11 protein-coding genes are annotated in these 15,450 nt (G+C 65.3%); 7 read left to right on the top strand and 4 right to left on the bottom strand.

All coding sequences use genetic code 11. The annotated features are described in order from the left end of the window. Positions 1 to 129 precede the first annotated feature (129 nt). Positions 130 to 699 carry a TetR/AcrR family transcriptional regulator gene (locus BM234_RS10260; protein WP_092064208.1) on the top strand — a complete coding sequence of 190 codons (570 nt, stop codon included), beginning with the start codon at positions 130 to 132 and terminating at the stop codon, positions 697 to 699. A gap of 115 nt (positions 700 to 814) precedes the next feature. Beyond that, positions 815 to 2,965, top strand: coding sequence for a DEAD/DEAH box helicase (locus BM234_RS10255; protein WP_092064205.1), 2,151 nt, complete (start codon positions 815 to 817; stop codon positions 2,963 to 2,965). Between the two features lie 54 nt (positions 2,966 to 3,019). Here BM234_RS10255 and BM234_RS10250 read toward each other — a convergent pair whose 3' ends face one another. Together BM234_RS10250 and BM234_RS17480 are read right to left on the bottom strand one after the other, a co-directional pair. Then, positions 3,020 to 6,373, bottom strand: coding sequence for a calcium-binding protein (locus tag BM234_RS10250; protein WP_092064202.1), 3,354 nt, complete (start codon positions 6,371 to 6,373; stop codon positions 3,020 to 3,022). Positions 6,374 to 6,466: 93 nt separating this feature from the next. Further along, a complete protein-coding gene (locus BM234_RS17480; protein WP_175501249.1) occupies positions 6,467 to 6,925 on the bottom strand; it encodes a toxin-activating lysine-acyltransferase in 459 nt (152 codons plus the stop codon). A 158-nt stretch (positions 6,926 to 7,083) separates the two neighbouring features. Between BM234_RS17480 and BM234_RS10240 the strand changes: the two genes are divergently transcribed. Genes BM234_RS10240 through BM234_RS10230 form a run of 3 tightly spaced genes read left to right on the top strand, consistent with a single transcriptional unit; the run spans position 7,084 to position 10,963 of the window. Beyond that, a complete protein-coding gene (locus tag BM234_RS10240) occupies positions 7,084 to 9,273 on the top strand; it encodes a pyridoxal phosphate-dependent decarboxylase family protein (protein ID WP_175501248.1) in 2,190 nt (729 codons plus the stop codon). Next, positions 9,273 to 10,154, top strand: coding sequence for a hypothetical protein (locus BM234_RS10235; protein WP_092064193.1), 882 nt, complete (start codon positions 9,273 to 9,275; stop codon positions 10,152 to 10,154). Before BM234_RS10240 ends, BM234_RS10235 begins: the two co-directional genes overlap by 1 nt. After that, positions 10,151 to 10,963 (top strand): adenylate/guanylate cyclase domain-containing protein, encoded by an 813-nt coding sequence (locus tag BM234_RS10230; RefSeq protein WP_092064190.1) that lies wholly within the window; start codon positions 10,151 to 10,153, stop codon positions 10,961 to 10,963. The genes BM234_RS10235 and BM234_RS10230 overlap by 4 nt, the downstream gene beginning before the upstream one ends. A 14-nt stretch (positions 10,964 to 10,977) precedes the next feature. Here BM234_RS10230 and BM234_RS10225 read toward each other — a convergent pair whose 3' ends face one another. Both BM234_RS10225 and trhO read right to left on the bottom strand, forming a co-directional pair. Continuing rightward, positions 10,978 to 11,640, bottom strand: coding sequence for a Crp/Fnr family transcriptional regulator (locus BM234_RS10225; RefSeq protein WP_092064188.1), 663 nt, complete (start codon positions 11,638 to 11,640; stop codon positions 10,978 to 10,980). A 66-nt stretch (positions 11,641 to 11,706) separates the two neighbouring features. After that, positions 11,707 to 12,615 carry an oxygen-dependent tRNA uridine(34) hydroxylase TrhO gene (gene trhO / locus BM234_RS10220; RefSeq protein WP_092065182.1) on the bottom strand — a complete coding sequence of 303 codons (909 nt, stop codon included), beginning with the start codon at positions 12,613 to 12,615 and terminating at the stop codon, positions 11,707 to 11,709. Between the two features lie 94 nt (positions 12,616 to 12,709). Between trhO and pncA the strand changes: the two genes are divergently transcribed. Continuing rightward, positions 12,710 to 13,315 (top strand): bifunctional nicotinamidase/pyrazinamidase, encoded by a 606-nt coding sequence (gene pncA, locus BM234_RS10215; RefSeq protein WP_245752574.1) that lies wholly within the window; start codon positions 12,710 to 12,712, stop codon positions 13,313 to 13,315. A gap of 66 nt (positions 13,316 to 13,381) precedes the next feature. Continuing rightward, positions 13,382 to 15,427: a PAS domain-containing protein gene (locus tag BM234_RS10210; protein WP_092064185.1), complete on the top strand. Its 2,046-nt coding sequence runs from the start codon at positions 13,382 to 13,384 to the stop codon at positions 15,425 to 15,427. The last annotated feature ends 23 nt before the right edge of the window (positions 15,428 to 15,450 follow it).

The raw sequence follows: 15,450 nt of genomic DNA, 5'->3' as shown, positions 1-15,450 counted from the left end.
CCTCCATGGGCTTGCAAAAGGCTAGGTCGAATGGTCACGTAGTGGGAAATGAAATTTGGGGATGGCGGATCGCCTTCCATCATACTTATACGGAGGCACCCTCCGTTTAGCAAGGAAAATGTCGAGCGAATGGGGGAACAGCGCAAACCCAGAGCGGATGCCCTGAAAAACCGTGCCCGGTTGATCGATGCTGCGCGCGTGATCCTCGGCAACGGTGGCCCCGGCGCAAGTCTTGAGGCAGTGGCCCGAGCGGCAGAGGTCGGGATCGGAACGCTTTATCGGCATTTCCCCACGCGGGAGGCGCTCTTTGAGGCAGTCTATCAACACGAGGTTGAGCAACTCATCGCCTTGGCCGAAGAACTTGGCACGGCAGAGGACCCAGTCGACGCGCTTCGGCAATGGCTGCACGCGCTGGTCGGGTTGGTCTCCACCAAGCGCGGTCTCTTGGGCACCCTCGCCGTCAGCCACTCCGACGCGGCGCAGGCTCTGTTCGATGTGCTGCGGACAAGGCTCGCCGCAGCAGTCGGGGCCCTGATCGCGCGCGCGGTGGCCGAAGGACGCGTGCGGCCGGATGTCGATGCAGAGGATTTGCTCGGCTCGGTCTATGCGCTTTGCAACGCTCGACCCCCGGGGGAGGGGTGGAAGGATGGTACTCTGCGCCTTATTGACATATTCCTTGATGGGATGGCCCTGTCTTAAGCTTCGCCAAAGACAAAGCTATACAGGGCCGCGCTGTTACGCTATGTGGCCCTCTTCCCCCTGTCACGAAGACAGTGCGCACCCATTGCGCCACTAGACCAGATCGGCTTTCCACATGATCCACACCCTGTCCGAGGCGCTTGCAGAGCGCGGATACGAGACTTTGACCCCCGTACAGGAGGCCGTAACCCAGCCCGAATTGCAGGACGCGGACCTGCTGGTTTCGGCGCAGACAGGGTCGGGCAAGACGGTCGGATTCGGGCTCGCCATCGGGACGACGCTGCTGGGTGAGAACGGCAAGCTTGGCCCCGCGGCGGCGCCGCTCGCGCTGATCGTCGCGCCGACAAGGGAACTCGCCTTTCAGGTGACGCGTGAACTGGAGTGGCTCTATGCCAAGGCGGGCGCGCGTGTCGCGTCCTGTGTCGGCGGCATGGATATGCGCGATGAGCGCCGGACGCTGGAGCGCGGCGCGCATATCGTCGTCGGTACACCGGGGCGTCTGCGCGACCATATCCAGCGCCGTTCCCTCGACATGACCGGTTTGCGCGCGGTTGTCCTTGATGAAGCGGATGAGATGCTTGATCTCGGCTTCCGCGAGGATCTGGAATTCATGCTGGGAGAGGCCCCGCAGGATCGTCGCACTCTGCTCTTTTCCGCCACGGTTCCGCCGATGATCGCAACCCTTGCCCGGCAGTACCAGCGTGACGCAGTTCGCGTGACGACCGTGTCCGAGAAGGGGCAACACGCCGATATCGCCTATCAGGCCCTGCGCGTCGCTCCGCAGGATGGCGAGAGCGCCATCATCAACGTGCTGCGGTTTCACGACGCCCAGAACGCCATTGTTTTCGCCAACACGCGCGCTGCGGTAAACCGTCTTGCCGCACGTTTTGGCAACCGCGGATTTGCCGTCGTGACCCTTTCGGGAGAACTCAGCCAAGCGGAGCGCACCCATGCGCTGCAGGCGATGCGCGATGGGCGTGCGCGTGTCTGCGTGGCCACCGATGTAGCGGCGCGCGGGATCGATCTGCCCAATCTCGAACTGGTCGTTCATGCCGAATTGCCCTCGAACGTCGAAGGCCTGTTGCACCGGTCCGGCCGCACGGGCCGCGCAGGCCGCAAGGGGATTTCTGCCCTGATCGTGCCGCCCAAGATGGTCAAACGTGCCGAACGCCTGCTCCGCAGTGCCGGTGTGACAGCGGAATGGATCGGCGCGCCGGGGGCGGAGGAAATTCTGCGCCGTGACGAAGAGCGGCTGCTGAACGATCCGACGTGGTCGCAGGACATCACCGATGGGGAAGGGGAGTTTGCCGCCAAACTGCTCGACCTGCATTCGCCGCAAGCCATCGCGGCGGCCTACTTGCGCCTCTACCGGTCCAAGCACTCCGCACCCGAAGAGCTCTCTTCGCCCGATGCCCGCGGACCGGCGACGGAGCGTGCGCCCTTTGGCCCAAGCCAGTGGTTTGCCCTGTCGGTCGGCCGCGATGATCGTGCGGAGCCGCGTTGGTTGCTGCCACTGCTGTGTCGCGCAGGCGGCCTGACCAAGGAAGCCATCGGCGCCATCCGCGTGCAGCAAACAGAAACCTTCGTGGAATTGACCCAAGCCAGCGTTCCGAATTTCGAAGCGGCTCTGGGCGAAGGCGGAACACTCGAAGACGGCGTTTCCGCGCGCAAGATCGACGGCGCGCCGGAGTTTGGCGGTTCGCGCGGCGCACCGCGCCCCGATGGGCCCAAGCGTGACAAGCCGAGGCATGACGGCCCCAAACGCAGCGCCGCCAAACCAAGCTATTCCAAGAGTGATGCCCCGGCGCCGGTTCGGCCAGCCGACAAGCCAGCGGACAAGCCTGTGGATAACTCCGTGGGAAAGCCTGTGAGTGCGGAGGGGATTGCGCCCAAGGAAGTGCGTTCCGACTTCAAGGAACAGACGCAACGCCCTGCTGAATCAAAGAAACCTGCCTATGTGGATAAGTCTGAGAAGCCTTTCAACAAAGGCAAGCCCACAGGCAAACCGGGCGGCAAGCCCGGCAAGGGGAAACCGTTCAAGGCCAAGGGTGGTCCGGACAGGGCGAAAAGCGGCACCGACAAGCCACGCGGACCGGCCAAACCCGCCCGTGATCGCGATACCTCGGCCGCCAGCGACACCTCGCGCCGGTTCAAGCCGCCGCGCGGTGCGGGTGCAAAACCCGGAGCGCGTCCAGCGAGCAAGGGGGCCCGCAAGCCGGGCCCGAAACCGGGCGGTCACACGCCGCCGCGTCGTCCCAAAAGCTGAACGTACAAAGGCGGCGGCCCATCGGGCCACCGCCAGTCTGCGCATTTGATCGGATCAGACGTAGGCCATCAGATCGGGCATTTCCGGGGCGATGAAATCCGGCAAGTCCGCGGCATCCTCCGCAGCTTGCGCTATCTTTGCCCCCGCATCGAGGATGTTTTCGCCCGCGTTGCGCATTTGATCCGTCCATCCATCGAGGCGGAAATCAAACGCATCCTGAAGCGCTGATCCCGTCCCCGTGGCCAGAAGGAATGGGTCGAGGTCAACCGATCCGTCATCCTCCCACGCAGAGGGCCATTCGCCCGAGAGCAATTCACCGACCCCTTCGGCAGTCTCCGCAAGCCATCCGTCCTCCACGAAAACCCCCGCTTCCCATGCCGCGCCAAGATCGTATTCCGCCCAGCTATCAGCATTGACGAGGCGCAGCGTCTCTATCCGGGTTTCCGTGTTGGCCATGTTCTTGATCCGCACTTCGCCCGACCCGTCGAAGGACAAGCCGCCCTCCGATTGGAAGTTGATGCGAAGATCCCCGCCAGCGGTGGCCGTGAAGCTCAGGTTCTCCGTCCCAAGCTCATAGAGGTTGCCCCAGGCGCGCAATTCCAGCACATCGTTGCCGCCTCCGCCCGTCGTCGCGGCGTCGAAATCGACATCGGTCCCGAGGGCATCGGCCCAGTCGCGCGCGGCGTCCAGCCCGGCCTCGTCGATATCCTGATCCCCGGCGTGTCCGAGAGTGACGAGATATGTATCGTCGCCCAGTCCGCCCACGAGGTCGCCGCCGTTGGATCCCGCGGCAAGGATGTCGTCTCCCGCCCCGCCGATGGACTGGACCGTGTCGAAATCGAAATGCTGCAGGAAGTCATCCACCAGCCCGCCCACCGCGTCGGTGATGGGGGTAAGAGGATTGAGTTGGGCCAGAACATCTTCAATGTCGTTGAGGAAATCGGCTATGTCCTCGATCGGGGAAAGGAGTGTGTCGATCGTGTCGGAAATCGAGGCGATGGTTTCCGTCGGAACCAGCGATGTCACAAGCAGGCTGGCAAAGCTCCCCATATCGATCAGCCAGTCGGCCCCGTCACCGCCATCGGCCACCGCGACAGAAGCGCCATCGGTGAGCATGAGATCATCCCCCAGACCAGCAAAGCTAAGGCCGAACTGTCCGTTGCCGAGGAAAATGTCGTCGCCGCTGCCGCCGATCTGCACGCCCAACTCACCATCCGCCACGAAGGTATCGTCGCCCTCACCGCCGTTTTGCACCGTCACGGAGGGGATCGCCTTGAGCGCGGCCTTCTTGGCGTAGTCGAGGCCTTTCTCCTTGAGTTTTTCGCTGGTCGAGGGGCCGCTGCCCTCGCTGGCACCGTCATCATCCCCGCTTGATGTGCTCATCTCCACCAGCTTGTCGGCGGCTTTCTTGGCATAGTCGGCATATTTCTTGATTTTCTCCAGCGTGGAGGAGCTTTTCTGCGTGCCGCGCCCGATGAAAAGATCGTCACCCTCATCGCCGTGCTGATACTGGATGCCGGCAGATTTGGCCTTTACCGCACCGATCAGCACGTCGTCACCGGACCCGGCAAACTGCACGCCGACCTGACCCATCAGCGCCAGCGCGTCGTCGCCGCCTTCGGCAAACTGCGCGGTGCCCCGTCCGAACCCCATGGCGACATCGCCGCCGTCGCCGAGCTTCTGCACGTTGAGCTTGCCTGCGCCAAAGGCGATATCCTGCCCGTCGCCGCCCACCTGCAGGTTGGCTTGCCCCAGCCCGAGCATGAGGTTGTCCCCGGTCCCTGAGGTGGAAACCTTGCCCTCGATCTTCTCGAGCAGGCCCTTGATGTCCACACCGCCAAGGGTCCCTTCGGGAATGGCGTCGCCGATGTGATCGGCAAACTGCAGGTTTCCGTTGCCAATGGCGACCAGCCAGTCGGACCCTGCGCCGCCGATCTGAAGATTGGCGTTCCCGATCCCAAAGACCGCATCGTCGCCCGCCCCGGCGTGTTGCAGGTTGCCCGTACCGACACTTGCCGCCACCAGCGCATCGTCGCCTGCACCGGCCAGTTGTATGTTCTCCTGTCCGCCCGCGAACATCCGGTCGTCGCCATCGCCGCCGCTTTGGAAGTTGATCTTGGCGAGGGCCACCATGGTGTCGTCGCCATCATTGCCCCATTGCAGGTTGCCCGCACCGACCGCGCCAATCAGATCGTGGCCCGCACCGCCCCATTGGCTGTTGGCCCCGCCGACGGCCAGAAGGAGATCGTCACCGGCCTCGCCCCACTGAAGGTTTGCGCTGCCCTGCGCGATCAGAAGGTCATCGCCGCTGCCGCCCCACTGAGAGTTGCCGGCGCCCACGCCCAGCATCTTGTCATTGCCCGCGCCGCCCCATTGCAGATTGCCGGCAGAGAGAGCGATCATCTCGTCGTCGCCATCCTCGCCGCTCTGGCTGGTCACATAGACGGCCGCCGCCGTCATGGTGTCATTGCCGCCGCCGCCAAACATGACGTTGACGCCGCCCGCCGCCATCAACGTATCATTGCCCTCGCCGCCCCAGAAGGTGTTGACGCCGCCGATGCCGATCATCACATCGTCGCCCGCATCCCCATGAGCGGTGTTGACCCCGCCATAGCCTTCGATCCGGTCGTCGCCGTCCTCACCACGCAGCAGGTTGACCCCGCCGATGCCCTTGATGTGGTCATCACCCGCGCCGCCATAGGCGTTGTTGACCGCGCCGATCGCTTCGATCGTGTCGTTGCCGGTGCCGCCATACATCTCGTTATAGGCACCCTTGCCGTACATCTTGTCGTCGCCGGAGCCACCGTCCATGCGGTTCCATGCGCCAATGCCTTCGAGCGTGTCGTTGTCGCTGCCGCCATACATCCAGTTGACCGCGCCGCGTCCGATGACCGTGTCCCGCCCGGAGCCGCCATCAAGCTTGTTGTAGGTCACGCCCCAAGCTTCGAGCCGGTCGTCGCCGCTGTTGCCATAGAGCGTGTTGGTCGCGCCATAGCCATAGAGCTTGTCATGGCCCGTGCCGCCATAGAGATCGTTCTTGGCCCCGTAGCCATAAAGTGTGTCGTTGCCGGAGCCGCCGTCGAGCTTGTTGTACCCGCCATAGCCGCGCAGCGTGTCGTGCCCGCTCTCGCCATAGACATAGTTCGTGGCGCCGCGGGCATAGGCGCTGTCGTTGCCGGACCCGCCGTACATCTTGTTATAGACGCCCCAGGCTTCCATCCGGTCATTGCCCGAGCCGCCGTAGAGATCGCTCTTGGCGCCATAGCCATAGAGTTTGTCATCGCCGCCGTTCCCGACAAGCTTGTTCCACGGAAGGTATCCCTTGAGCGTATCGGCCCCGCCGCCGCCGTACTTGACCGGGGAAACCGTTTTCGTGACGCTTTTGACTGCTTTTACAACGCTGGACATGACTGAAACTCCTGAATGAGAATTACGTTAGGGAATGTTTGCCCCGTGGTGGTTGGCTTGGCTGTGACGGGCGTCACCGCCCTTTGAAGACGGTCAATGAACCGCGGGGGTCGTTGCCGGGCCGCGGGTAAAGCGCCCGATGCGGCGCAGCGCGCCGGTGTCGGTCCACCGGGCGGAGCGGGCCACGGCACCGGTTGGGATGATCTGGCGCAGGTCTCTGGCGATGCCCGGCGCATCCCCGAAGGGGGCGATCACATCGACGAACCACAACCGCTCGCCAGACGACCATGCGCCTTGGGGAACCTTGCCGGTTTCCAGATACTCTGCCTCCGCCTCGGCCGAGAGCCAGGCCCAGGTCGCCACCCCGACGGGCTGTGCCGCGCGCCCCCAGATCCGAAGCTGCCCACCGGCAAGCGGGGCGAGGAAAAGCTCTGAGATCTCGTCGATCTGCATCTGCGCGTGCATGGGGGACTGTCCGCAAAGCCAGACGATCGCCCCCAGCATGCGAAGCCGCTCGTCGATGGCGGGAGTGGTATCTGACCGGGTCTGCATCGCTCTGTTCCTTCTGGCTGCTACAGCCCAATCTTGCCCTTGGGGAAGGCGCGGGCCGGTGACGCGCGTCACAGCGGGCCGTTTATCTTTGCGAAATGGTGGGTCGCAGGTATGGTTGGCCCGACTGGGCCGGTCGAGAACGGAGCTCGGAGGTAGGGATGGGATCGCATTTTGAGGCGCTTCTGCGCGGCATGAAGGCCGGGGCGGGGGAGGCACTGCGGGAAGGGGCAAAGCCACCGTCCTTCGCACCATCAGCGTGGTTTCTCGGGCCCAACGGCGAAAACGCCGCCCATATGCAACGGCTTTTGGGCATCGCGCTTGATGATCACGTGGCCGCGCGACGCGACTATTTCCCCACCGATCCCGACTCCGCCGCCGACGATGTCGAAACCGAGGAGGCCCGCGCCATTTCCTGCGCGGCGATGGAAGAGAACCTGCGCCTGCTGACAACCGCGCTGCGCGGGTCGATCCCGGTGGCGAGCCATCGCAACACCAGCCACATGTATTGGGATATCACCATGCCGTCGGTGGCCGGGTATCTGGCCACGATGCTCTTCAACCAGAACAACGTCGCCGCCGAAGGCTCCCCCGTCACCACCCAACTGGAAATTCAGGTCGGGGAAGAAATGGCGGCGATGCTGGGCTATGATCTCAAGGCGGATGTGCGGCCATGGGGGCATATCACCTGCGATGGCTCGGTGGCCAATCTCGAAGCTGCATGGGCCGCGCGCAACGTGAAATATGTCGCGCCCGCCATGGCCCGCGCCCTGCGGGAAGAGCCTTCGCTCGCGCCCGCGCGGCACGTCACCTTGCGTCAGCCGAACGGGCGATGGGCGCGCCTGTTGGACCTTGATCCATGGACCTTGTTGAACATTGGCGTGGATGACGCGGTGGGCCTGCGCGCCCGGGTAATCGACACCGGCGTTGCGCCCGAGGATGTCGATGCGGCGCTCGCCCGGTGGTCGCTGCGGGCGATGGGGCTTGCGGGATTTCATGCCGAGGTGCTGCACGGCGTCAAGAGCCCGGTCATCCTCGTTCCCGCCACGGCGCATTACTCATGGGCCAAGGCTGCGGGACTGCTCGGGCTGGGCCAGCGTGCCTTGCTGCGGATACCGGTCGATCTCGACGGGCGCATGTCCTTGCCCGATCTGCGCCGGACGCTGGAGCAATGCCTGACGGAAGCGCGCCCGGTTGCGCTCGTCGTCGCCGTGATGGGCAGCACGCAGGAAAGCGCGGTGGATCCGCTCGTGCAGATTGCCGCGATGCGCGACGAATTCGCCGACCGGGGGCTTACCTTCGCACTTCATGCCGATGCGGCCTGGGGCGGGTATTTCGCCGCCCTGATCCGCGGCGCGCCTCCCGGTCCGCCTCCGGGGGAGCGGTTCGGTTTCGATCACGCCCCCGCCGAGACCCTCAACCCGCATGTCCGCGCCCAGTTCGAGGCGCTCCCGCAAACCGACAGCATCACACTCGATCCCCACAAGGCGGGCTATGCGCCCTATCCCGCGGGCGGGCTGTGTTATCGCAACGCGGAAATGCGCTGGCTCGTCGCGGAAATGGCGCCGGTGGTCTATCACGGGGGGCGGGTCCCCTCCATCGGGGTCTTTGGCGTCGAAGGGTCCAAGCCGGGGGCGGCGGCGGCCGGTGTCTGGCTCAATCATCGAACCATCGCGACGGATGTTTCGGGCTATGGCCGTCTGCTGGGGCGTTGTCTGTTCAATGCCAAGCGCTTTGCCGCGGCTGTGTCCACGCTCGCCGGACCGGAGGATCTCTTTGCCGTCACCCCCTTCCAACGTCTTCCCGCCGAGCGTGAGGGCGGCACCCCGGCCCAGATCGCGGCCCAGCGCGCCGTGGTCGCGGACCGGATCGTCGGCTATTCCAACGCCGCCCTGATGGAGGCGATGGCCAAGGATCCGTCTCTCAAGACCCTGTTTCAGGGGATCGGCCCGGATCTCACGGTCTTTGCCTATGCGTTCAACCTGCGGCGCGGGGGGGCGCTCAACCGCGATCTGTCGCTCATGAACGCGCTCAACGACGCGGTTTTTCACCGGCTCAGCATCGAGACCTCCGAGCAGCGGGGCGAGGTTCCGACCCAGCCGATGATCATCACCGCATCAAGCTTTTCGCCGGACGATTACGGTCAGCCCTTTGTCGATGCCTTTGCCGCCCGCGCCGGTGTCGCCAATCCGCCCGGGGCATCCGTACGGTTCCTCATTTCAACCATAGAGAACCCGTTCCTGAGCGAGACCGCAGAGGGCAATTTCATCCCGACCCTCGCTGAGGTGCTGCGAGCGACGGTGCTGGATGCGCGCAAGGAAATACTCGCAATCCATGGGCTTGCTGACTGATGGTGCATTTCAACGTCCCCCCCGAAACCCCGACTGCCGAAGTCGATCTGCACAAATGCCAGCATGCCTTTGTGATTGTTGGGGACGACACCCTGTTTGCGGTCCACATGACGCAGTTCTGGCACGAGGCGCACAAGTACCAGCTTGTCTTTCGCCTCGGCGTTTCGCCGGAAGTGCGCGCGGCGCTGCGTGAGGTGCGGCGGAGCCACCCGGATGCCGCGCTCATCTGGTGCAACGATGGCGGCCCGGATGCCTTTGCGGTTCCGTCCATGGTCACGGCGCGCGATCCCACGTTCAGGGGGGCGATCTATCTGGGGATCCGTCCCCCGCCCGAGGAGCCCCCGCCGCATTTCTTTCCGTGGTCGCGTGATCTGGTACTGCCGGTGATCGACGACGTTACCATCACGGTGGAGCATGTGGTGCTCTTTCGCCCCTTCGCCCATTGCGAGGGCTTTCCCGATCATCCCCTCTATCTGCTCTGGGGGGCGGACGACGAAGCGCATATGACCCGGCTCCAGACCGCGCGCCTGCTGACCGGCCCGTTCGAGGCACCGCGCTATGGCATGGATGTGGACCATATCATGAGCCTGCATTCCCGGCCCGCTTGGCTGGGGCCCGAGATCATGGCCTCCGGCGTCGTCATCAGCTTGCCGGACGTGCCCCGTACCGATGATCACGGCGCGCCCGTCATCACCGAAGATCCACCCTTTGCGCCGGGTCACGAGATTACCGTGCTCTATCGCGGAACGGGCGCACCGCGCAGGATCACCGCCGCCACCTGTTGGCTCTGGGGCGGGCTGGTGAGCAACTCCCCCGAGTATATGGCCGCGCCGGGCAACTCGCTCCGCCTTACCGAAATGCCACGCCAATACTGGCGATGAAGGAGAGCAAGATCGATCCCGTAACCCCGACGGCCCCCCGCATGGATGGCAACGAAGAGCTTTGGCGCACCATCTTCGCCGACGGCCACCCGACACTTGAACGTCAGCATCGCCTCTTCGGCTGGCTTCCGTCGGCCCCGCGTTGCCGCCTGTGCCGCGCACCCTTTGCCGGGCCGGGCGGTGTGCTGACGCGGCTGCGCGGTCGCCGTCCGACCCCGCGAAACCGGAACTACTGCAATTCCTGTGATGCTTTTCTTGAGGCGTTTCCGGGCGGCGCTAATGTGGAATTGTCGCTGCTATTCGCGGATATTCGCAACTCGACGGAATACGCCCAAGGGGCCGATCCCTCGGAGGTGTCGACCCGGGTCAACCGCTTCCTGGATGGCTCGACCCAGATCATCACCGAAAACGACGGGTTCGTCATGGCCTTCTACGGGGATTGCGTCGTGGCGGTCTGGCCTCCGGGCTATTGCGGCCCCGATCACGCGGCCAAGGCGCTTGCTGCGGGGCGGTCCATCGCGGCGCATTTTACCCACGATCCCGATCCGGTTCCCGTCGGCATCGGGGTGCATAGGGGCGATGTCTATATCGGCACCGTGGATGCCGCGCGGGGGCTGTTCCGCGATGTGTCCGTCTTCGGGCTGGAGGTCACGGTGGCCGCGCGGCTGTCCTCCGTTGCGCGCGCAGGGGAGGTTCTGGCCAGCACCGACATCGCGCGGGGTCAGCCCGGCCTTGCCGATGCGCCGCGACAGAGTTTCGACCTCAAGGGGGTGGGCCGCTCCGTGGCCACCGTGTCGATACGGGAATAGCCGCCCCTAGTTGTTCAGTCCGTGCCCTCGGCAAGCCGTGCCAGAACGTCGGGCCGATGCAGCATCAGCGCGTCAGGTTCCAGCGTGACGACCCGGTCCGAGGCCCAGCCGCGCAAGTGGCGATTGACGTTCTCCCGCGCGAGGCCGGAGAAGGCGCCAAGGTCGCTCTGGCTGAACTTGCCGGGAATGCGCACGGCGCCGTTCTCTCCCGCCACGCCCCACTTCTCCCCGAGCCGCAACAGGCATTGCGCCAGCCGGGTGGGCGCATGTGTTTCTGACTGGATGGAGAACATGTCAGAGGCATTGCGCACCTTGCTGCACAGCTCCGCGATCAGCATGAGCGTCGATTCCGGCGCGGCCGCCACAAAGGCGAGCACATCGCGGCGGTGCACCACGCGGCCCGTCACCTCCGACAGGGCGATGGCGTCGGCGCTGCGCCCCTGACCGTCAAGCAGCGCCACCTCGCCAAGCACCTCTCCCGGTCCGACGTGGTTGAGCACCGAGCGCCGCCCGCCCATGGTCATGCGGCTGATCTCGACCCGGCCGTCCTGTACAAAGATCATCGTCTCGCCGGGGGAGCCTTCGGTAAAGATCGCCTCGCCGGGGCCAAAGGAAATCGGCGCGCTACGCTGCAACAGCGCGGCACGCGCGGATTCGCTCATCATCGACAACAGCATCGCGGCCCCCCTGATCCGGGCACAGTATGCCGCCCGAACCCCTGCGCCGAAAGTCCCCCGTTGCGGTCAATCCCGCCCGGTCAGGTGCCGGTCCCCACGGGCGCGCGCCAGCGCGATCTGTTTCTGGCGCTCCCGGAACCGCGCCTTGTCCGCCGCCGAGGTCTCATCAATGCACAGATGACAGGAAACCCCTTCCTCATAGGCGGGGCGCGCGCGATCTTCGGGCAAAATGGGCCGGCGGCAGGCATGGCACAGCTCGTGCGGCCCCTCGGTCAGGCCGTGGCCCACCGAAACGCGCCCGTCAAAGACGAAACATTCGCCCTGCCACGTGCTGTCTTCCTCGGGGACGTCCTCGAGGTACTTCAGGATACCGCCCTTGAGGTGAAACACGTCCCCGACCCCCTGTCCCAGCAGGTAGTTGGTCGATTTCTCACAACGGATGCCCCCGGTGCAAAACATCGCGATCCGCTTGTTGTGGAACCGCGCCTTGTTCTCCTCCCACCATGCGGGAAAATCGCGGAAGCTTTCGGTGCCGGGGTCCACCGCGCCGTCAAACGTGCCGATGGCGACCTCGTAATCGTTGCGCGTATCGATCACCGCCACATCAGGGCTGCGGATCAACTCGTTCCACTCTGCGGGCTCGACATAGTGGCCGGTCCGGGCGCGGGGATCGACCCCCGGTTGCCCCATGGTCACGATCTCCTTCTTGAGCCGCACCTTCAGGCGCGGAAAGGGCCGCGCGGCGGCATGGGAGAGCTTCCATTCGATCTCGGAAAATCCGGGCAGGGCGCGGATATGCTCCAGTACCTGCGCGATCCCGTCGGCAGGTCCGGCAATCGTTCCGTTGATCCCCTCATGGGCCAGCAACAAGGTGCCCGTGACCTGCGCCTCCTCGCACCGGGCGAGCAGGCCGGGGCGCAGGGCGGCGGGGTCCTCGACGGGGGCGAAGTGATAGAGTGCGGCAACCGTATACATGGCGCGCATATAGGGGCGGGGCAGGGCGTCGCGCAATCCCCGCGCTTGACCGCCGAGCGTCATTGCCGCACCTCTAGGGCAAAAGGAGCCCACCATGATGCCAGCGACCCATGCCCTCATCGTCATCGACGTCCAGAACGATTTCTGCCCCGGCGGCGCATTGGCCGTCACGGGAGGGGCCGACATCGTGCCGGGGATCAACGCGCTGATGGATGAGTTCGCCTGCGTGGTGCTGACGCAGGACTGGCACCCGGCGGGGCATTCCTCCTTTGCCTCCTCCCACGCGGGGCGCGACCCCTTCACCACGATCGACGCGCCCTATGGCCCACAGGTTCTGTGGCCCGACCACTGCGTTCAGGGCACCGGGGGCGCGGCGTTCCGTCCCGATCTGCGCACCGATGCGGCCCAGATGATCGTGCGCAAAGGGTTCAACCCCGCCGTCGACAGCTATTCCGCCTTTTTCGAAAACGACCACAGGACGCCAACCGGGCTCGACGGTTATCTACGCACTCGGGGCATAGAGCGGCTGACGCTCGTGGGGCTGGCCACGGATTTCTGCGTGAATTTCTCCGCCGTCGATGGGGCGCGGCTGGGCTATGAGGTTGAGGTCCGGCAGGAGCTTTGCCGCGCCATCGACCTCGATGGATCGCTGGCCGCGGCACAGGCGGGCATGCGGGACGCGGGCGTCACACTGCTCTGAGCCGTTTGCGGTATCTTAACGAGCCGTTCGCTACGGTCGCTTTCTGAAAAGTAGTGGACGAGTGACATGGCCGGCCAAAACGCGATCACCACCGAGGCGAACGGCGCGAGTGCCTTGCTGACCTATGCCGCTGAGCGTCAGGTCGGCCGCCGCATGCGTGCGCTCTTCATCATCGCCTGCGGCGGGATCATCATGGCGGCCATCGCGCCCCGCGTGGGTCTTGCCGTGGCGCTTTTCGGTTTTGCCGCGGAGGCCGTCGAAGCCCTTGTCCTGCGGGCGATCACGGCTCAGGAACCCATGGACGGAGAGGCCACGCGCCGCTGGCAGGTGGCAGGGGTCGCCGCCGCCGTCCACGGGTTCTCCATCGCCGCGGCCTTGGCGCTTTTGTGGTCTTTCGGCGCGCCTGATCCGGCCGCCTATTTCCTCGTCATCGCCTTCTCCACCGCTGTCGCGCTCGATTCGGGGGGGCTTTTGTCGACGGTACCGCGGATCACGCTGCTGCGCATTGTGCCGCTCGTGGCCGCGATCACCTCCCTTTGGCTCATCGACATCGTCCGGGGCGCGGACCGTTCGCTTTTGATGATTGTCGCGATCACCGGGCTGATGATCGGCGTGCCCATCGCGCTGCACCTACGGGCGGTGTCGCGCCGCGCGCAGGAATCCGTCCTCTCCCGAGAGGATCTGATCCGCAGCAAGCAGGAGCTTGAAAACGCCTATGAGGAATTGCGCGCCGAACAGGACGAGGTGGTCAAGCTATCGCTCGTCGCGCGCCATGCCAGCGATGCGGTGACCATCTCGGACGCGGCGGGCCGGGTGCAATGGGTCAACCGTGCGTTTTCCCTGCTGACCGGGTACAGCGGCGCCGAAGCTGTCGGCAAGACACGCGCGGAACTGCTCTATGGCGCAGACACGTCGGAGTCCTCCATCCGCGCGATCGAAGAGGCCGTCTCGTGGGCGCAATCCCTGCGCACCGAGGTTTGCGCCTATAGCAAGGATCGAACGCCCCTCTGGATCGAAACCTCGCTCGTGCCTCTGCCGGGGCGGAACGGCCAGACCGATCTCATCATCTGCATCGACCGGGATATTTCCGTCGAGCGGCGCGATTCGGTGGTGCTCCAAGAGGTGCTCGATGCCGCCGTGGATTCCGGCGAGGCGCATGCTGTCCTGCTCGAATTCCTCGAAACCGAAGTCGCCTGCGCGCTCGATACCGGCACGCCGGAGGCCTCTGCGCTCGGTGCGCGCGTGGCCGCGCTCATCACCCTCTCGCGGGAGGATCCCAGCCTGATTGTCCAGCACCGCTCGGCCTTCGGGCTTGATGCCTGCCTGACGGAAACGATCCGCAAGCTGCGCCCCACCGCGCGCCGCAAGGGCCTCTTTCTGGATCTCGATTTCGTCGCCGATGCCGGCCTGCGCGTCGAAGGGCCCGCCGACCGCGTGGGCGAAATCGTCGAAAGCCTGCTGCGCCGCGCCATCCGCGTGACCTCCGGTGGCGGGGTCGTCCTGCGCGTGCGGCACGAGAAAACCCGCCAAGGCCATGACGTCACGCTGGAGATCAAGACAACCGCCCCCCGCAAGGGAGAGGCCGGAGCCCCCCTCGAAGGCGATGGCACCCGGATCCCCCTCAGCCTCGACGTCTGCGCCGATCTTGCGCTGCTCATGGGCGGCGCGCTGGAAACCGGCGATGATCCCTCCACCGGGGGCTGGTCCGCGCGCTTCCGCTTTGCCTGCGCCGATCCGGAGGACACGGAAACAGAGATCGCCGGGCTGCCCGCGCTTGACGGTTGCACGGTGCTTCTGGCCGAGAATCGCCCCCATATCCGCACCTGCTATGAGCGCCTGCTGGAAAAGACGGGCGCGCGCATCCGCATGGCGGGATCGGCGCGGGACCTCCGCGAAGCGCTCGAGCTCGACGTGCCGGACCTTCTGCTGCATTCCGAACACCTCCCCGGCGGAGCCGTGGCCGATATTCTCGAGTGCTACACACGGGTCCCCGCGATCTGCATCGCGCCCGAAGGTCGGGCGAAACCCGGGATGCTGGCCTTCCCCCCGACGGCGGACCAGCTCTTCACGGCCATTGCCAAGCGGCTTGACCTGCCGCGCGACGCGGCCTGATCCTGCGCGCTTTCCCCCGACGC

This window comes from Poseidonocella pacifica (assembly GCF_900111875.1).
GTDB lineage: Bacteria > Pseudomonadota > Alphaproteobacteria > Rhodobacterales > Rhodobacteraceae > Poseidonocella > Poseidonocella pacifica.
Note: the sequence above shows the minus strand (reverse complement) of the source record. Positions and strands in the feature narration are given on the sequence as shown.